Below are 18,902 nucleotides of genomic sequence, written 5' to 3' on the forward strand. Positions count from 1 at the left end.
TGCGCTTTTCCGCTTTTTATCAGGTACAATTGGCATCGTTGGATGAAACGACGACTGTTGCTCGCCTGCCTGGCTGATGTGCCGCCACAGGGGAAGCAGCTGCTCCGGATATCGTTTCATTGCTGGTTATTTAAGGCCAGCACCATGGATCGCAGGACTTTCACTGCATCCGCAAGTCCCGCTTTGCGCGCATCGGCCAAGGCGTCGGAAACAGCCTCAACTAGTAACCCAGCACGGCGTCATCATCGATGTCTGCCATCTGTTACGTTGAAATGAACGTTTTGATTTCTTTCTCTGCATACGAATTGCAACACACATCCGCACAGAATTGCTATGAATACAATTGAGGCTAAGAAAGTCCTCGAAACCGCATTGCTGTGCGCTCGTGAATCGCTGTCGATCCACAGCTTGAAGAAGCTGTTCGTCGATGCGGACGAGAATGGCCGCGTGCGCGGCGTCGGCGTTGGCGCCGACACGATCAAGCAGCTGCTGGAAGAGTTGCGCGATGAGTGGGAAGGACGCGGCATCGAGATCGTCAGCCTCGCTTCCGGCTGGCGTTTTCAAAGCCGTCCGGAAATGAAGATGTATCTGGACCGCCTGACGCCGGAGCGGCCGCCCAAGTATTCGCGGGCGACGCTGGAAACCCTGGCCATCATCGCCTATCGCCAGCCGGTGACGCGCGGCGATATCGAGGAAATTCGCGGCGTTGCCGTCAATTCGCAGACGATCAAGATGCTGGAAGACCGCGGCTGGGTCGATGCGATCGGCTACCGCGACGTGGTGGGACGGCCGGCCTTGCTGGCCACCACCAAGCAGTTTTTGGATGACCTGGGTTTGCATTCGCTGTCCCAGCTGCCGCCGTTGCAGCAAATCAGTGAAATGCAGGGCAATGGGCTTGAAGCCCTGGAAGCGGCCCTGCAAGAAAATTTTGACAAGGCAACGAATGAAGTTGCCCTACAGCTTGGTGCAGGTAGCAATACGGCTGTGACAGATGTGACAGCAAGCCTTGATGCCGGCCCCGATGCTTCGCCCATGGACGAAGCCTACACTCACGACCCTGCGCCAGAACTAACGGTTGACGCTGCGCCAGGTCAGCACAGCCAAGAAACGAAGAATGAATAATCCGAATACACCCGAGACAGTTACCGCCAGCGACGAAGCCATCGTTGCCAAGCCCAAGCGCCGCACCAAGGCCCAGATCGAAGCCGATACGGCAGCCGCTGCCGCTGCTGGCGACGCCGTTGCCGCCAAGCCGAAGCGCCGCACGAAAGCCGACGTGGCCGCCGATGCGCCCGTCGCTGCCGATGCTGCCGCTGCCGATGCCGCGCCGGCCGCCAAGAAAACCCGCGCCAAGCCAGCCCTGAAGGCCGTGGCCGACGCGGCGGAAGCCGCTGCCGAGGCGGTTGCCGCCCCGGCGCCGCGTCCGCCGCGCGCCCGCGCCGCCGCCAAGGCCGCCGCCGCCGAAGCGGAAGCTGCGCCGGAAGCCGTGGCCGAGAAGCCAGCCGAAGCGCGCCCGACGCGCGGTCCGCGTCAGATGCGTGGCGTGCAAGCCGAGCGCGCGTTGCGCCAGCCGCCGCGTCCGCCTGTTGACAGCGCCGAAGCGCCGCAGGCCGCCGATGCGGCACCGGCCGCGCCCGTCGCCGATGTGTTCGATGCCGAAGGCAACCTCGTTTCCGGTCCGCGCCTGCCGCGCGGTCCGCGCAACGACGTGCCAGGCGCCGGCAAGAACGCCGGCAAGAGCCGCAAGAAGGGCAAGGGCCGCCAGGCCGCGCCGGGCAAGCTCAGTGATGCTGACGCCGTGTTCTCCTTCGTCACCTCCGACGCTTTCGACAGCGAAGAGGGTGGCACGGGCCGCGTGCAAAAAGCCGCCGTGCGCCGCGACCTGACGTCCGACGACGACGCGCCGAAGCTGCACAAGGTGCTGGCCGAAGCCGGCCTCGGTTCCCGCCGCGACATGGAGGACCTGATCATTTCCGGCCGCGTCTCCGTGAATGGCGAGCCAGCCCATATCGGCCAGCGCATCTTGCCGAGCGACCATGTGCGCATCAACGGCAAACTGATCCAGCGCCGCGTCAGCAAGAAGCCGCCGCGCGTGTTGGTCTATCACAAGCCGGCCGGCGAAATCGTCAGCCATAATGACCCGGACGGCCGTCCATCCGTGTTCGACCGCCTGCCGACCATGAAGGCCGGCAAATGGCTGGCCGTCGGCCGCCTCGATTTCAATACGGAAGGTTTGCTGCTGTTTACCACGTCCGGTGACCTGGCCAACCGCCTGATGCACCCCCGCTACGGCATCGACCGCGAATACGCCGTGCGTACGCTGGGCGAGCTGGAAGAGGGCATGCGCCAGAAGCTGCTGGCCGGCGTCGAGTTGGAAGACGGTCTGGCGCAATTCTCCAAGATTGCCGATGGCGGCGGCGAAGGCATCAACAAGTGGTACCGCGTGGTCATCGGCGAAGGCCGTAACCGCGAAGTGCGCCGCATGTTCGAAGCGATCGGCCTGACCGTTTCGCGCCTGATCCGTACCCGCTACGGCGCCATGACCCTGCCGAGCGGCCTGAAACGCGGCCGCTGGGAAGAGATGGATGAAAACACCGTGCGCGACCTGCTGGCCGCCTACGGCATCGAAAAGAAAATGCCGCCTTCGGGCGATCCCCGTGCCGCCGGCGCCGCCAAGGGCCGCGAAGCACGCAAGGCCAGCCGCGACGATGAGCCGAACGGCAACCGCATCGATGTGAGCAACCGCAACGCCGATCCATTCCCGGTCGCGCCGCGCCGTGGCCAGCCGCAAGGCCAGTTTGCCCGTCCGCAAGGCCAGGGTCGCCCAGGCGGCAGCGGCCGTCCTGGCGAAGCGCGTGGTCCTGGCCGTGGCCAGCCGCAAGGTCCGTTCCAGGGTGGCCAGCCCCGTTCGTCGGCGTCGTTCGAAGGCGCGCCGCAAGGCCAGGGTCGTCCGCCGCGTGCGGCAGGCCAGGGCCGTCCGGCCGGTGGCGGCGAAGGCCGCGCGCCGCAACGCGGTCCGCGCCAGCCCGATCCGCTGCAAACGGCATTCGGTTTCGCCAACACGGGTCCGCGCCGCAATGCGGGCGGTGCCGGTGGTCAGGCGCGCTCCGGTGGCCAGCCGCGCGGCGGCATGGATCGTGGCGGCATGGATGGCATGCCGCGCCGTCGCAGCAAAGGTTAATTCAGAGGATTGCTTCTCGCGCCCCCGATTATTTGCCCCGGGTGCGCGCTCTTGTAACTGTTGTAAGCCGGGCCGCTCCTCGTGTGCGGCATTGCGGCGAAGTTAATAAGAGGTTATAATCTGCAGCCTAATAAAAGTTCTCCGCAGGGTTGTTTGGTGGGGAGTGCTTTCATCTGGTTGGGGAAATACAAGAAGATGGGCAGATGCCCATTTTTTTTTTGTTGAACCGTTTGTAATGGCTCCGCAAGGGGCCATATATGACTTGTGCGTGTTCTTTTGCATGCCGTCGGCGCTGTTGCAGTGCCGCGATGCTGAAAAACAGGCCTTTTTCTGGAGAATTTCTTGCAGCAGTTGGGATTAATTGAAAAGACAGTCACAGGTCTGGGCTATGAGCTCGTTGATGTCGAACGTGCCGAGCGCGGGCTGCTGCGCGTCTTTATTGATTTCAGCGCCGCCGATGCCGCTGAAAAAGGTCCGATCACGGTCGAAGATTGTGCCACGGTCAGTCACCAGTTATCGCATGTGTTGACGGTAGAGAACGTTCCTTACGAGCGTCTCGAGATTTCTTCCCCGGGTCTCGATCGTCCGGTGCGCAAGCTGGAAGACTTTGTCCGTTTCGCAGGCCAGGAAATCATCGTCAAGCTGAACGTGGCGATGCCGGGTACGAACAACCGGAAATCGTTCCAGGGGATTCTGCAAGAACCCGTGGGCGATAAATTGTCGTTGGAATTTGAAGGTAAGGATGGTCCGGCGATGTTGGAGTTTACGCTCGCCGATGTGGATAAGGCACGCTTGGTGCCGCAGGTGGTTTTTAAGGGACGCAAAGCATGAGCCGCGAAGTTTTATTATTGGTTGACGCGCTGGCGCGCGAAAAAAACGTCGATAAAGATGTCGTCTTCGGCGCCCTCGAATTCGCGTTGGCGCAAGCCACGAAGAAACGGTATGAGGGTGAGGTAGACATCCGCGTTTCGATCGACCGCGAAACGGGCGAATTCGAATCGTTCCGCCGCTGGCACGTGGTGCCCGATGAAGCGGGCCTGCAATTGCCGGATCAGGAGATCCTGCATTTCGAGGCAAAAGAACAGATTCCCGATATCGAAGTCGATGATCACATCGAAGAACCGATCGAATCCGTCGAATTCGGCCGCCGTTTCGCCCAGGATACCAAACAGGTCGTCCTGCAGCGCGTGCGTGACGCCGAGCGCGAACAGATCCTGGTCGACTTCCTGGAACGCGGCGATTCGCTCGTCACCGGCACCATCAAGCGCATGGAACGCGGCGACGCCATCGTCGAGTCGGGCAAGATCGAAGCACGCCTGCCACGCGACCAGATGATCCCGAAAGAGAATCTGCGTATCGGCGACCGTGTGCGTGCCTACATCCTGCGCATCGACCGCAATATGCGCGGCCCGCAAGTGATCCTGTCGCGCACCGCGCCAGAATTCATCATGAAGCTGTTCGAGCTGGAAGTGCCGGAAATCGAGCAAGGCATGCTGGAAATCAAATCGGCGGCCCGCGACGCCGGCGTACGCGCCAAGATCGCCGTCTACACGGCCGACAAGCGCATCGACCCGATCGGCACCTGCGTCGGCATGCGCGGTTCGCGCGTGCAGGCCGTGACCGGTGAGCTGGGCGGCGAGCGCGTCGACATCGTGCTGTGGTCGGAAGATCCGGCGCAGTTCGTCATTGGCGCCCTGGCGCCGGCGAACGTCTCGTCGATCATGGTCGATGAAGAGAAACACGCGATGGATGTCGTCGTCGATGAAGAAAACCTGGCGATCGCGATCGGCCGCTCCGGCCAGAACGTACGCCTGGCGTCGGAACTGACCGGCTGGAAGATCAACATCATGACGGCCGAAGAATCGGCCGACAAAGCTGCCCAGGAAACGGCTGCCGTGCGCATCCTGTTCATGGAAAAGCTCGATGTCGACCAGGAAGTGGCCGATATTCTGGTGGAAGAAGGTTTCGCCAGTCTGGAAGAAATCGCTTACGTGCCAATTTCCGAAATGCTGGAAATCGAATCGTTTGACGAAGATACCGTCAATGAACTCCGTACCCGTGCGCGTGATGCGCTCGTGACCGAAGCGATCGCTTCGGAAGAGGGTCTGGAAGGCATGGATGAGGCGTTGGTGAGTCTGGAAGGCATGGACCGCGTCACCGCCGGCAAGCTGGGTCTGGCTGGTATCAAGACCGTTGAAGCATTTGCAGCACTGGCATACGACGAATTTGGCGCAATCCTGGCCTTGTCTGCGGACCGTGCGCGTGAACTGATTACAAGTGAATTTAAAGATGTGACCGACGATGAGATGAAGTTGGTTGACTCGAAATACGACGATCGTGCCAAGGCGTTGCAAGCCAAGGCATGGAGTCTGGCCGAATCCGCAAAGGCTTAATTTGAGTATCTTTATCATCTCCGCGACACATAGAAAAGAGGACTGAATGGCGAGTAACAACGTAGCCCAATTTGCCACCGAACTGAAGATGCCTGCAGATTTGCTGCTGACGCAGCTGCGTTCTGCCGGCGTCGAAAAAAGTTCGACGTCAGATCCATTGTCGAAAGATGATAAGGACAAGCTTTTGGATCATCTGCGCCGCACCCATGGCGCAGCGGCTGACACAGAAAAGAAAAAAATCACCGTGACCCGCAAGGAAACGACTGAGATCAAGCAAGCTGACGCAACCGGCAAATCGCGCACCATCCAGGTGGAAGTGCGCAAGAAACGCACCTTCGTCCAGCGTGACGAAGCGGCGCCGGTCGCCGCCGCTGAGCCGGTCGCGCCTGCCGCACCGGTAATCGATCCCGCCGAAGTGGCGCGCCGTGAAGAAGATGCCCGTAAACAGGCAGAACTGATCGCCCGCCAGGAAGCCGATCTGCGCGAAAAGCAAGAACGTCTGGCCAAGCTCGACGCGGAAAAAGAAGCCCAGGCGAAAGCCACGCAACAGGCTGAACTGGCCGCGAAGAAAGAAGCCGAAGCAGAAGCCAAGAAAGCCGCCGCCAAGGCCGCCACCGTGGTTGCTGCCGCTGCCGCCGGCACGCCGGCCGTCGCCGACGACGCTGCTGCGGAAGCGAAAAAAGCCGCTGCCGCTGAAGAAGCGAAGAAAAAAGCCGCCGCCGCTGCTGTTGCCGCCAAGGAAGCCGCCGACAAAGCGGAAGCCACCGAGCGTGCACGCAAGGCTGTTGCCGACGAAGTCGCCCAGATCAAGGCCATGATGAACGCGCCACGCCGCGCCATCAAAGCCCCTGAGCCAGTGCCGGTACCGGTCAAGCCGAAGGCGCCGGAAGGCACGCTGCATAAGCCTGCTGACAAGAAACCTGGCGACAAGCCGGGCGACAAGAAGCCTGTTGTTGCAGACAAGAAATCCATCAAGTCGGCCAATGTGTCGTCCACCTGGTCCGATGACGCGAAAAAACGCGGCACCACCGGTGGTCCCAAGCCACGCGGCAACAGCGGCCCAGGCGGCCGTGACAGCTGGCGCGGTGGCGCGAAGGGCCGTCGCCCGACGCACCATGACGACCGTGAATCGAACTTCCAGGCACCGACGGAAGCCGTCGTCAAGGACGTGCACGTACCGGAAACGATCACCGTGGCCGAACTGGCGCACAAAATGTCCGTCAAGGCATCCGAAGTCATCAAGCATTTGATGAAATTGGGCCAGATGTGCACGATCAACCAGGTGCTGGACCAGGAAACCGCCATGATTCTGGTGGAAGAAATGGGCCACAAGGCGTTCGCCGCCGAACTGGACGATCCGGAAGCGTTGCTGGCCGATGTGGGCGAACACGCGCACTTCGAAACCAAGCCACGCGCACCGGTGGTCACCGTCATGGGTCACGTCGACCATGGCAAGACCTCGCTGCTGGACTATATTCGTCGCGCCAAGGTTGCATCGGGCGAAGCGGGCGGCATTACGCAGCACATCGGCGCTTACCACGTCGATACGCCACGCGGCATGATCACCTTCCTCGACACCCCGGGTCACGAAGCGTTTACCGCGATGCGTGCCCGTGGCGCCAAGGCAACCGACATCGTTATTCTGGTGGTTGCCGCCGACGATGGCGTGATGCCGCAAACGAAAGAAGCGATTGCCCATGCGAAAGCAGCCGGCGTGCCGCTGGTGGTGGCGATCAACAAGGTCGACAAACCGGGTGGCAACGTGGACCGCGTGACGCAGGAACTGGTTGCCGAACAAGTCGTGCCGGAAGAATACGGTGGCGAATCGCCATTCGTGCCGGTCTCGGCCAAAACGGGCCAGGGCATCGACGATCTGCTGGAACAAGTGCTGTTGCAAGCCGAAGTGCTGGAATTGACGGCACCGGTCGATGCGCCTGCGCGCGGCCTGGTTGTCGAGGCGCGTCTGGACAAGGGCCGTGGTCCTGTCGCGACGATCCTGGTGCAGTCCGGTACCCTGAAGCGCGGCGACGTGATTCTGGCTGGCTCGTCGTATGGCCGTGTTCGCGCCATGCTGGACGAGAACGGCAAGGCCATCGCTGAAGCGGGTCCTTCGATTCCGGTCGAAATCCAGGGTCTGACGGAAGTGCCGGTCGCCGGTGAAGAAGTCGTCGTCATGGCGGACGAGCGCAAGGCGCGTGAAATTGGTCTGTTCCGTCAAGGTAAGTTCCGTGACGTGAAACTGGCCAAGCAACAAGCCGCGAAACTGGAAAACATGTTCGACCAGATGGCCGAAGGCGAAGTCAAAAACTTGCCATTGATCATCAAAACCGACGTGCAAGGTTCGCAGGAAGCGCTGGTTGGTTCCTTGCAGAAACTGTCGACCTCCGAAGTGCGCGTACAAGTGGTACACGCGGCCGTCGGCGGCATCACGGAATCGGACGTCAACCTGGCAGTTGCCTCGAAAGCGGTCATCATCGGCTTCAACGCCCGTGCTGATGCCCAGGCACGCAAGCTGGCCGAGTCGAATGGCGTGGACATTCGCTACTACAACATCATTTACGATGCGATCGACGAGATCAAATCGGCGTTGTCGGGCATGTTGGCGCCAGAGAAACGCGAAACCGTCATCGGCCAGGTCGAGATCCGCCAGGTTATCCTGGTCTCGAAAGTGGGCGCGATTGCCGGTTGCCTGGTCACCGATGGCGTGGTCAAGCGTGCTTCTTCCGTCCGCCTGTTGCGCAACAACATCGTGGTTTGGAGCGGCGAGATCGACTCCCTGAAGCGTTTCAAGGACGATGCGAAAGAAGTTCGCGCCGGTCTGGAGTGCGGCCTGTCGCTGAAGAACTACAACGACATTCAGGTTGGCGACACACTGGAAGTATTCGAAGTCCAGGAAATCGCTCGTACCCTGTAATCACAGCAGTAATGGCGCGGACATATCGTTGTCCGCGCAAACACGTGGGGCGCATTGGTCAACGGGCAACCGTTTGACCCATGCGCCCTGCGGCACTTAGGACAGCACTTACTATCATGGCTAAACATAGCAAAACCATGCCGGCGCGCGGCTTGCGCGTGGCAGACCAGATCCAGCGCGATCTGGCTGAAATCATCGCCTACGAACTGAAAGACCCCCGTGTCGGCACGATGATCACCGTCACCGAAGTGCAGATCACGCCCGACTACGCACACGCCAAGGTGTTTTTCACGATGTTGAAAGACAGCAAGGAAGCCATCAAGAACACCACCGAAGGCCTGATGGCCGCCGCTGGCTTCATCCGTGGCTTGCTGGGCAAGCGCCTGCATATCCACACCCTGCCGATGCTGCATTTCGTGCACGACAGCTCGACCTCGCGCGGCATGGAAATGTCCTTGCTGATCGACAAGGCGAACGCCACGCGCGCGGCCGATGCCGAGCCGGACGTCAAACCAGAAGCGGACGAGCAATAACAGTGGCCGGTCCGAAGAAACCGCCCGGCATCAAGCGGGTGCGCGACCTGGTCGATGGCGTCTTGCTGCTCGATAAGCCCGTGGGCTGGTCCAGCAACGATGCCCTGATCAAGGCCAAGCGCGTGCTGAACGCGAAGAAGGCGGGCCATACGGGCACGCTGGACCCATTTGCCACGGGCTTGTTGCCGCTGTGCTTTGGCGAGGCGACCAAGTTCTCGCAGGATTTGCTGGAAGCCGATAAAACCTACGAAACCCTGGTGCACCTGGGGCAGACGACGGATACGGGCGACACCGAAGGCGCAGTGCTGGAAACGCGCGACGTCAACGTCACGCAGGAGCAGATCGAGGCCGTGCTGGCGCAGTTCCGCGGGCCGATCTTGCAGACGCCGCCCATGTACTCGGCCTTGAAAAGAGACGGCAAGCCCTTATATGAGTATGCAAGGGCAGGCATCACCCTGGAGCGCGAAGCGCGCCCGGTGACCATTCACAAGCTCGAATTCCTCGGCTACGAAGCCCCGTTCCTGAAATTGTCCGTGATGTGCAGCAAGGGCACGTATATCCGCGTGCTGGGCGAAGACATCGGCCATGCGCTCGGCTGCGGCGCCCATCTGAACGCCTTGCGCCGCACGCAAGTGGGCAGTTTGACCCTCGACGGCGTCGTCACGCTCGACGAACTGACGGCGCATGCCGCTCCGTTGAGCTTGCTGGCGCCCGTCGATGCCTTGCTGTCGAGCTTTCCCGCCGTGCAGCTGACGGAAGAATTGGCCAAGCGCTTCCTGCATGGCCAGCGCATCGCGCTGGGCAAGGAAGACGTCGCCGTGCCAGCCGAACCGGGCCGGGTACGCGTGTACCACGACAGCAAGCTGCTGGGCACGGGCCAGTTGCAGGAGTACAGCATCCTGGCGCCGGAGCGTCTGATCGCCACGGCGCATCAGTGAATCAGTGAACACCTGAGCAAACCTGCTGCGCGTCGTGATTTGCGGCCTGCGAGGCTCACTGTGCATGCGCACAGCTGCGCTTCTTGGCCACAACTCACTTCCGCTCGCGACGGTTTTGTCCGGTGCCGTCAAGTCATAGGTAAGTCATGGTCAAGTCATATTGATCAGCGACACTGCTAACCCGGTGTCGCATTTTTAAACAATCCGTCCCCGACTGCGGGAGCCGCCAGCATTTTTAGATAGCGTTGCAACGCAACATGCTATACTACGCGGTTCCGGAAATAGATTAGCATTCGGGTATCTCGTACACCTTGTACGCACTCCGCAGTTTTTCAGTAACTACTACGACCATGTCAAATACAAAACGCGCAATTCGTAATATCGCCATTATCGCCCACGTTGACCACGGCAAAACCACCCTCGTGGATCAGCTGCTGCGTCAGTCCGGCACCTTCCGTGAAAACCAAGCGGTCGACACCCGAGTCATGGACTCGAACGACCTGGAAAAGGAGCGCGGCATTACGATTCTGTCGAAGAACTGCGCCGTTGAGTACGAAGGCACCCACATCAACATCGTCGACACCCCAGGCCACGCCGACTTCGGCGGCGAAGTGGAACGTGTTCTGTCGATGGTGGACTCGGTTCTGCTGCTGATCGATGCACAAGAAGGCCCGATGCCGCAAACCCGTTTCGTCACGCGCAAGGCGCTGGCACTGGGTCTGAAGCCTATCGTCATCGTCAACAAGATCGACCGTCCAGGCGCACGTCCGGACTGGGCCATCAACCAGACGTTCGAACTGTTCGACAAGCTGGGCGCGACCGACGAACAACTGGATTTCCCCATCATTTACGCTTCGGGCCTGAACGGCTATGCCGGCCTGACCGAAGACGTGCGCGGCGGCGACATGAAGCCGATGTTTGACGCCATCCTGGAACACGTTCCAGTACGCGACGACAATCCGGAAGGCCCGCTGCAAATGCAGATCACCTCGCTCGACTACTCGTCGTACGTGGGCAAGATCGGCATTGGCCGCGTCAACCGCGGTACCGTCAAGGTCGGTCAGGACGTGCTGGTCATCAATGGCCCAGGCGCTACCCCGATCAAGGGCCGCATCAACCAGGTGCTGAACTTCAAGGGCCTGGAGCGCGTGCTGGTGGACGAAGCCGTTGCCGGCGACATCTGCCTGATCAACGGTATCGACGAAATCGGCATCGGTTCGACCCTGTGCGCACTGGACACGCCTGAAGCGCTGCCAATGCTGACCGTCGACGAGCCGACCCTGACCATGAACTTCATGGTCAACAACTCGCCACTGGCTGGCCGCGAAGGCAAGTTCGTTACCTCGCGTCAACTGCGTGACCGTCTGGAAAAAGAATTGAAAGCCAACGTTGCTCTGCGCGTGGCACCAACCGACGACGACACGATCTTCGAAGTATCGGGCCGCGGCGAGCTGCACCTGACGATTCTGATCGAAAACATGCGTCGCGAAGGCTTCGAGCTGGCCGTTTCGCGTCCACGCGTGGTGTTCAAGATGGTCGATGGCGTGCGCCACGAGCCGTTTGAAAACCTGTCGGTCGACGTGGAAGAAGCCAACCAGGGCGGCGTCATGGAAGAACTGGGCCGTCGTCGCGGCGACCTGCAAAACATGGAATCGGATGGCAAGGGCCGCGTGCGTCTCGAGTACCTGATCCCGGCGCGTGGCCTGATCGGCTTCCAGGGCGAATTCATGACCCTGACCCGCGGTACCGGCCTGATGAGCCACGTATTCCACGAATACGCGCCAGTCGACAACACCCGTGGCGAAATGGCTGGCCGTCGCAACGGCGTGCTGATTTCGCAGGACGACGGCGCCGCTGTTGCCTACGCGATCTGGAAACTGCAAGACCGCGGCCGCATGTTCGTGTCGCACAATGACCCGGTCTACGAAGGCATGGTCATCGGCATCCACTCGCGCGACAACGACCTGGTCGTCAACCCGATCAAGGGCAAGCAGCTGACCAACGTGCGTTCGTCGGGTACCGACGAAGCGGTGCGCCTGGTACCGCCAATTCAGATGTCGCTGGAATACGCAGTCGAATTCATCGAGGACGACGAACTGGTGGAAATCACGCCTAAATCGATCCGCCTGCGCAAGCGCTTCCTGAAAGAGCACGAGCGTAAAAAAGCGTCGCGTGACGCGTAATATGTTGTAGAGCATGGCCCGCGGGCCATGCCGCTTCCGGCCCGCTGCGCCGCGTCACCGTCACTGGTGAGGCGCGCAGCGGGTTTGTCATTTGCAGTCCCTGTTTTTTGTAGACACCATGACTTCCTCCTCTTTGCCTTCCCGCCGCCTGTCCGTCGCCCCGATGATGGACTGGACCGACCGCCATTGCCGCAAGTTCCACCGCGAAATCACGCGCCACACCTGGCTCTACACCGAGATGGTGACGACCGGCGCGCTCGTCTACGGCGACGTGGAACGCCATTTGCGCTTCAACGAGGAAGAGCATCCGGTGGCGCTGCAGCTGGGCGGCAGCGACCCGAAGGACCTGGCCACCAGCGCCAAATTGGGTGAGCAGTGGGGCTATGACGAAGTCAACCTGAACTGCGGCTGCCCGTCCGAGCGCGTGCAGAAGGGCGCGTTTGGCGCCTGCCTGATGGCCGAGCCGCAACTGGTGGCCGACTGCGTGAAAGCCATGCGCGACGTGGTCGATATCGACGTCACGGTGAAACACCGCATCGGCATCGATGACAGCGAGTCGTATGACTTCGTGCGCGACTTCGTCGGCACCGTGGCCGATGCCGGCTGCAAGACGTTTATCGTGCATGCGCGCAACGCCATCCTGAAAGGCCTGAGCCCGAAGGAAAACCGCGAAGTGCCGCCCCTCAAGTATGACTATGCCTACCGCTTGAAGCGTGATTTTCCGCAATTCGAGTTCATTATCAATGGCGGCATCAAGACCCTGGACGAGATCGACCTGCACCTGCAGCACCTCGACGGCGTGATGCTGGGCCGCGAGGCTTACCACAACCCCTACGTGATGGCGCAGTTCGACCAGCGCTATTACGGCGACGAGTCGCCCGTGAAGACGCGCGAGCAGGTGCTCGAGGCGATGATTCCGTACATCAGTGCGCAGCTGGAGAAGGAAGCGGGGCGCTTGAAGCTGAACAGCGTCACGCGCCACATGCTGGGCCTGATGCAAAACCTGCCCGGCGCGCGCGGTTTCCGCCAGACCTTGTCCGATTCGAAGAAGCTCGCTTCGGGCGACCCGCGCTTGCTGCTGGAAGCGGCGGCGCGCCTGTCGTTGCCGGCCTGATGCGCGGCGACGGCCACGGCCATGCGCAGCAGCTGCATGGCTACCTGCAAGCCGTCAGCGCGCTGAAGGATGACGGCAGCGCCTTTCTTTGCGAGTATCTGGGAGCCGTCGCGCCGCCGGCCGCATTCGATGCGCTGTGCCGCGCGCTGCAGGTGGCGCCCGATGGCTTGCGCCTGCAGCCGATCGAGATGGTGGTGTGCAGCGGCGCCTTGTGCACGCCGCGCCAGTGGCTGCTCGAGCGCCTGCGACCGATAAGCGAGGCGGAGCGCCAGCCGCTCGACGCCCGCTTATATGACGGTTTCGCGCGCGAACTGCTTGAATTGCTCGGTAGCGAGCCGCATTGGTATCAACTGGTATCGTCGGGCCAGCGCAGCCTGGGAGGACAATTGGGCGCCATCTGGAGCGTCTTTGTCTTTGGCGTGGACGGCCACGCCTATGTCATGCATTGCAGTTGGGATAGCTGATCCAACTTGTCTAGACCGGTGCCCCGGCGCACTGGTATTGTCCGTACTCCCCCTTCCTCTGAGTCGCCCTTCCAGAACGATGTCATATGGTTATGCCATGTGTTGTAAATGCGCTGTTTCGGCGCACGCCCGCACTGCCATGGGGCATTTCTAGAAGGCAAGAAACGGCTTTGTTGCCATTTCCCCGAAGAAAGTTAATCTGCAATTTATTCAGGCACTTATTGCTTGCTTTGAGGCAAAATTTACACCTATAATTGATTATAGACAAATATTTCTCATATGAATGTTTGATGTTGATCTCACCATCAACAGTGTAAAAACAGCAGTGTGTGGAACAAATTTGCATGCGCAGTCACCGCTTGTTTCAGGGCAGCTGCAGACCAGGAAGTACCCCAGGCTGCGTGCGGCCGGATACCACCAGCTGAGCAATCGGCAGCGGCGGAAACCGGCGTCCCGCAGCCTTCGTCTTGTCGTGCCGGGCAAAAATTCTTATCAATAGTTTCATTTACGAAGAGCCGAAATGAATTTAGCAAAAATGAAGGTTGGTACTCGCCTGGGCCTGGGATTCGCCCTGGTACTGGTTCTGCTGGTGGCCGTGACCGTCCTCGGCATCGCGCGCATGGCGCAAATCCAGGAACGTCTCGATCATGTGATCAATGTCAACAATGTCGTCACCCGCCTGGTGATCGATATGCGTGGCAACGTCAGCGACCGCATCACCTCGCTGCGCATCCTGACCCTGATGACGGACGCAAGCGATATGGAGCCGGAAATGGCGCGTATCAAGACGCAAACGAATACCTATCAGGAAACGCAGAAAAAGCTCGAAGAGAAATTCGCCATCGAGTCGACGCCTGAGGAAAAAACCTTGCTGGCCTCGATCAAGGAATACGAGGCGGCCGCCATGCCGGCCATCGCCAAGGCATCCGCGCTGTGGATGGCCAACGATGCGGAAGGCGCCACGCGCGTGATGATCAAGGAAATCCGTCCCGTGCAGAAAAAATGGATGGAAGCGCTGGAGCAGCTGGCCACGCTGGAAGACAAGTTGAACGAGCAGATGCAATCGGATGCCCGCAAGGCCTTCGACAGCGCGCGCCTGTTCATGATCATCCTCGGCGTACTGGCCGTGGCGATGGGCGTGGCGGCGGCGCTGGTGATCACCCGCGGCTTGCTGAAGCAGCTGGGCGGCGAACCCGATTACACGGCGTCGATCGCCGGCAGCATCGCCAATGGCGACCTGTCGATCGGCATCCATACGCAGCCATCGGACAATTCCAGCCTGCTGGCGGAAATGAAGGAAATGCGCAACAGCCTGGTGGGCATCGTCGGCCAGGTGCGCGTCGGTACGGAAACCATCGGCACGGCCTCGCGCGAGATTGCCGACGGCAATATCGACCTGTCGTCGCGGACGGAAATGCAGGCCAGCGCGCTGGAAAAAACCGCGTCGGCCATGGAAGAGCTGACCTCGACCGTGAAACAGAATGCCGACAATGCGCGGGAAGCCAACAAGCTGGCCGCCACCGCATCGGACGTGGCGCTGAAGGGCGGCTCCGTCGTTTCGCAAGTGGTCGATACCATGAGCTCGATCAATGAGTCGGCGAAGAAAATCGTCGACATCATCGGCGTGATCGATGGCATCGCCTTCCAGACCAACATCCTGGCGCTGAACGCGGCCGTGGAAGCGGCGCGTGCCGGCGAGCAAGGCCGTGGCTTTGCCGTGGTGGCGTCGGAAGTGCGCAACCTGGCCCAGCGTTCCGCTGGCGCCGCGAAAGAAATCAAGATCCTCATCGACGATTCGGCCGAGAAGACGGAACGCGGCACGCGCCTGGTTGGCCAGGCCGGCGTGACGATGGGTGAAGTGGTCGACAGCGTGCGCCGCGTCACCGACATCATGAGCGAGATCGCCAGCGCCAGCCAGGAGCAGAGCGCCGGCATCGAACAGGTCAACCTGTCGATCATCGAGATGGATGGCATGACGCAGCAAAATGCAGCCCTGGTGGAACAGGCGGCCGCCGCCGCGCAAAGCCTGCAAGACCAGGCGGCCGAACTGGCCCATGTGGTCAGCATCTTCAAGCTGGTCGAAGGCGAGGAAAAAGCCCCGGCGTACGTGCCCGCGCCTGCCGTGGCCGCACCGGTCGCCGCGCGCAAGCCGGCGCCGGCATTGCGTCCGGTCAAGTCGCTGGCCCGCAAGGCGGAAGCGGCCGCACCCGTGGCCGCTCCGGCGCCACGCAAGGCGGCTGCGTCCAGCAGCAATGACGAGTGGGAAGAGTTTTAAGGCAGGTGGTGGTAGATCCAGGGGCTGCGCACGGCAACGCGTGCAGCCGGTTTTACGATTTTGTTTAACGTTGTTGAAAAGTGTAAAAGTGTAACTATGAATAAGCGTAGTGTTATCGCAGCTGTACTCCTCTCCGGCGTGAGCGCCACCATCCTGGCCGCCGAAGTGCCGGCGACCTTCGATGCCAAAAACTGCAAGGCGGAATACCCGAAGGCTTCCCTGATCAATGAAGAGCAGGGAGATGTCACGATGTCGTTCCTGGTGGCCGCCGACGGCAAGGTCGTCGATTCCAAGGTGGAGAAATCCAGCGGTTTCCGCAACCTGGACAAGGCGGCCATCAAGGCCATTTCCGCCTGCAAGTTCAAGCCGGGCACCAAGGATGGCAGCGTGGCGCAGACCTGGACCAAGGTCGACTACGCCTGGAAGCTGTGAACTCTGTCTGATTCTGATCTATTATGGGGAAGCAAATGTCTAAAAGTATGCGTTATGTGAGTGTTGCAGCAGCCTTGCTGGTTTCCGTCTCTTCCGCGGCATTTGCGGCCGAGGTGCCGGCGTCGTTCGACGCCAAGACCTGCAAGGCCGACTATCCGAAAGCCTCGCTGATGAACGAGGAGCAGGGTACGGTCTCCATGTCCTTCCTCGTCAATGCCGATGGTACTGTTGCCGATTCGAAAGTCGACAAGAGCAGCGGCTTCAAGAACCTGGACAAGGCTGCCATCAAGGCCTTGTCCGCGTGCAAGTTCAAGCCGGGCACCAAGGACGGCGCCGCGGCGCAAACCTGGACCAAGGTCGATTACGCCTGGAAGCTGGACTGATCCTGGCCTAGCCGGGAGCCTGGCTCCCGGACTTTGCTTCACCCATGACGGGCAGCGCTTGCGAAGGCGCTGCCCGTACTGTTATGTGCGCCACCCCACGGCGGCGCCGTCCCCATTCTGTTACCCTCGAAGCATACCTTCGGGCTCCCCCATCAAAGAGGCCTACCATGCAGCGCATCCTGACACTTTCCACCGTTGCCGCCAGCGCCATGCTGTTGTCCGCCTGCGCCGCGCTGGGCACGCCCACCGGCTTGCAGCCGGGACAGACGGTGGCCGTCGTCAATAGCCTGAGCTGGGACAATCCCCTGACCGGCAAGCGCGACGGCGTGCGCACGAGCTGGCCCATCAAGGATGGCAAGATTGCTGCCGAGTATTTTCCGCTGGCGCAATTGAAACGCTGCGAGTCCGCTGGCCAGGCTTGCGCCTGGGGCGTGATGCGGGCACAGCGCAGTGCGCCCGTGCTGGCGTATGCGGATGGCGGCGTCGACGTGGCGCTGACCGTCTCCATCGAGGTGGCGCGGCGCCAGGAAGCGCGCCAGGGCGAGGTGCAAACGGCCATGGCCATTCCGCAGGACGTGGCGGCGCTGGCCGGCAAGCAACAGGTGCAGCCCAGCTGGAAATTGAAATATGGCAAGGTCGAGCAAGTCGACCTCGATTACGGCGTGCGCTACCAGGTCTGCGTGCAGCGCTACGATGCGGCGGGCAAGGTGATCGATACGTGCGCTATTCCATTTATTTGAGGAATCATGCGGCATGGGCCGGCTGTGGCGGCTTTGCCACATTCCATGTTGCGGCGTGCTTCGGGGTGTAACAATCGGTAAAAGGGCAGCAAAGTGCCTCATTATTTCTTATAGTACTTAATTAAGTAGTGGTACATATCAGGAGAATTGCGATGAAAACCCTGTTGGCAGTAATTTCACTGGCCGCCCTGGGTGGCTGCGCCGTGGCCCCGCCCGGTCCCGCCTATTACGGCACGCGCGCGCCGCAGGGGGCGTATAACCCGTACGAGTGGCATACCGTGTCGTCCGAGCCGGTGCAGGCCGGCCGCGTCATCAGCGAGCCGCGCGTCGAATATACGAATGAGCCAGTGTATGTGCAGCAACAGCCGGTCTATGTGCAGCAGCCCGTGTATGTGCCGGCACCCGTGTATGCGCCGCAACCGTATTATTACAACCCGCCCGTGTCGATCGGGCTGGACTTCGTGTTTGGCTTTGGGCGCTACGGTGGACACCGCGGCGGCTGGGGCGGGCATGGCCGCTACCACGGCCGACGTTAGTCACATCGCAGCAAATTGACTGCACCTTGGGGGCAGCGGGCGGGAACGTCCCTTGCCCTCGGCTGCGTGTTTGCCTGGAGATGAAATCAGTGGAAATACACGGCCGTCTGGTGCAGCACGTCCGCCGAGCACAGGATATACATCGCCGCCGCTGCCAGACCTATTTGCAAGGCGCCAAAGCTGATCGGGATGAGGCGGGACATGTCGTACTCCTGAGTAGTATGAGGTGTGTTGGTATGCTTTCATCATAGGATGAGTTGATGCTTAAGGGCATCAGATGACTGTCCGACACTTTGTAGGACAATGCCTCGTCGCTGGCGCCACGCCTCGTTCTCCGGCCGATTCAGCGATTCTTCCAGCGCACCACGGACGCTTCCGGCGCCGTGTCCAGCACGTTCGACATGGCCAGCCATTGCGTCAGGCGTTCCGGGTGCTTGATATTGATGCCCATGCCATCGATGATGCCCACCTGTTCCAGCATGCGCGCATCGATCTTCGCCTTCGACACCGTGGGCGCGCCCATGACCATGCGGTCATACGCCTTGCGCGCCTTGTGTTCCCACTTGTGCAGATTGCTCTCGTCGAAGCGGTTGGCCTCGAAATACACGGTCAGGGTGCCGTCGAGGTTGCCGAAGCCGACGATGCCAGCGCCCTTGCGGATGGTGGTCGTGTTGTCGATGTCAAATTCCGCCGTGGGCACGAAAATGCCGGCGCGGCCATCGACATCGGGCCTGCCCACGGGGGTTTCCTTGCCGTAGGAACTCGTTTCAGTGATGGATTTTTCTTCAGACATGGTGCGTGCTTGGTGGCGGTGCC

At 60.8% G+C, this 18,902-nt stretch carries 16 protein-coding genes; 15 read left to right on the plus strand and 1 reads right to left on the minus strand.

From position 1 onward, the window contains the following. Positions 1-333: 333 nt before the first annotated feature. From scpB to AC1RDJ_RS11455, 15 genes are all read left to right on the plus strand, one after another. Complete coding sequence (gene scpB / locus AC1RDJ_RS11385) at positions 334-1,122, plus strand: SMC-Scp complex subunit ScpB (RefSeq protein WP_071325132.1); 789 nt, start codon at positions 334-336, stop codon at positions 1,120-1,122. Then, a complete protein-coding gene (gene rluB / locus AC1RDJ_RS11390; protein ID WP_493027482.1) occupies positions 1,115-3,181 on the plus strand; it encodes a 23S rRNA pseudouridine(2605) synthase RluB in 2,067 nt (688 codons plus the stop codon). Before scpB ends, rluB begins: the two co-directional genes overlap by 8 nt. A gap of 342 nt (positions 3,182-3,523) precedes the next feature. Beyond that, positions 3,524-4,012 carry a ribosome maturation factor RimP gene (gene rimP / locus AC1RDJ_RS11395; RefSeq protein WP_071325130.1) on the plus strand — a complete coding sequence of 163 codons (489 nt, stop codon included), beginning with the start codon at positions 3,524-3,526 and terminating at the stop codon, positions 4,010-4,012. Beyond that, entirely contained in the window at positions 4,009-5,574 is a 1,566-nt protein-coding gene (gene nusA / locus AC1RDJ_RS11400) for a transcription termination factor NusA (RefSeq protein ID WP_071325129.1), read from the plus strand. The genes rimP and nusA overlap by 4 nt, the downstream gene beginning before the upstream one ends. Positions 5,575-5,620: 46 nt before the next feature. Beyond that, on the plus strand, positions 5,621-8,488 hold the full coding sequence (gene infB / locus AC1RDJ_RS11405; protein ID WP_071325128.1) for a translation initiation factor IF-2: 2,868 nt from the start codon (positions 5,621-5,623) through the stop codon (positions 8,486-8,488). Positions 8,489-8,604: 116 nt separating this feature from the next. Continuing rightward, positions 8,605-9,021, plus strand: coding sequence for a 30S ribosome-binding factor RbfA (rbfA, locus tag AC1RDJ_RS11410; protein ID WP_071325127.1), 417 nt, complete (start codon positions 8,605-8,607; stop codon positions 9,019-9,021). 2 nt (positions 9,022-9,023) lie between these two features. After that, positions 9,024-9,959, plus strand: a complete 936-nt coding sequence (gene truB / locus AC1RDJ_RS11415) for a tRNA pseudouridine(55) synthase TruB (RefSeq protein ID WP_493027484.1) — start codon at positions 9,024-9,026, stop codon at positions 9,957-9,959. A 350-nt stretch (positions 9,960-10,309) separates the two neighbouring features. Next, on the plus strand, positions 10,310-12,142 hold the full coding sequence (gene typA / locus AC1RDJ_RS11420; protein ID WP_071325125.1) for a translational GTPase TypA: 1,833 nt from the start codon (positions 10,310-10,312) through the stop codon (positions 12,140-12,142). Positions 12,143-12,260: 118 nt separating this feature from the next. Then, positions 12,261-13,256, plus strand: a complete 996-nt coding sequence (gene dusA, locus AC1RDJ_RS11425) for a tRNA dihydrouridine(20/20a) synthase DusA (RefSeq protein WP_071325124.1) — start codon at positions 12,261-12,263, stop codon at positions 13,254-13,256. Further along, on the plus strand, positions 13,256-13,720 hold the full coding sequence (locus tag AC1RDJ_RS11430; RefSeq protein WP_493027485.1) for a hypothetical protein: 465 nt from the start codon (positions 13,256-13,258) through the stop codon (positions 13,718-13,720). The genes dusA and AC1RDJ_RS11430 overlap by 1 nt, the downstream gene beginning before the upstream one ends. 520 nt (positions 13,721-14,240) lie before the next feature. Further along, entirely contained in the window at positions 14,241-15,995 is a 1,755-nt protein-coding gene (locus AC1RDJ_RS11435) for a methyl-accepting chemotaxis protein (RefSeq protein WP_232250958.1), read from the plus strand. 96 nt (positions 15,996-16,091) lie between these two features. Further along, positions 16,092-16,427 (plus strand): energy transducer TonB, encoded by a 336-nt coding sequence (locus AC1RDJ_RS11440; protein ID WP_071325121.1) that lies wholly within the window; start codon positions 16,092-16,094, stop codon positions 16,425-16,427. A gap of 47 nt (positions 16,428-16,474) precedes the next feature. After that, the gene (locus tag AC1RDJ_RS11445) at positions 16,475-16,810 is read left to right on the plus strand and encodes an energy transducer TonB (RefSeq protein WP_156895065.1); all 336 of its coding nucleotides are present in this window, start codon (positions 16,475-16,477) and stop codon (positions 16,808-16,810) included. 167 nt (positions 16,811-16,977) lie between these two features. After that, positions 16,978-17,550 (plus strand): hypothetical protein, encoded by a 573-nt coding sequence (locus tag AC1RDJ_RS11450; protein ID WP_493027486.1) that lies wholly within the window; start codon positions 16,978-16,980, stop codon positions 17,548-17,550. A 152-nt stretch (positions 17,551-17,702) separates the two neighbouring features. Further along, a complete protein-coding gene (locus AC1RDJ_RS11455) occupies positions 17,703-18,086 on the plus strand; it encodes a hypothetical protein (RefSeq protein WP_071325119.1) in 384 nt (127 codons plus the stop codon). A 343-nt stretch (positions 18,087-18,429) separates the two neighbouring features. Here AC1RDJ_RS11455 and AC1RDJ_RS11460 read toward each other — a convergent pair whose 3' ends face one another. Further along, positions 18,430-18,879 carry a hypothetical protein gene (locus AC1RDJ_RS11460; protein ID WP_493027487.1) on the minus strand — a complete coding sequence of 150 codons (450 nt, stop codon included), beginning with the start codon at positions 18,877-18,879 and terminating at the stop codon, positions 18,430-18,432. Positions 18,880-18,902 lie beyond the last annotated feature (23 nt).

It is taken from the genome of Janthinobacterium sp. GW822-FHT07H10, assembly GCF_058798675.1.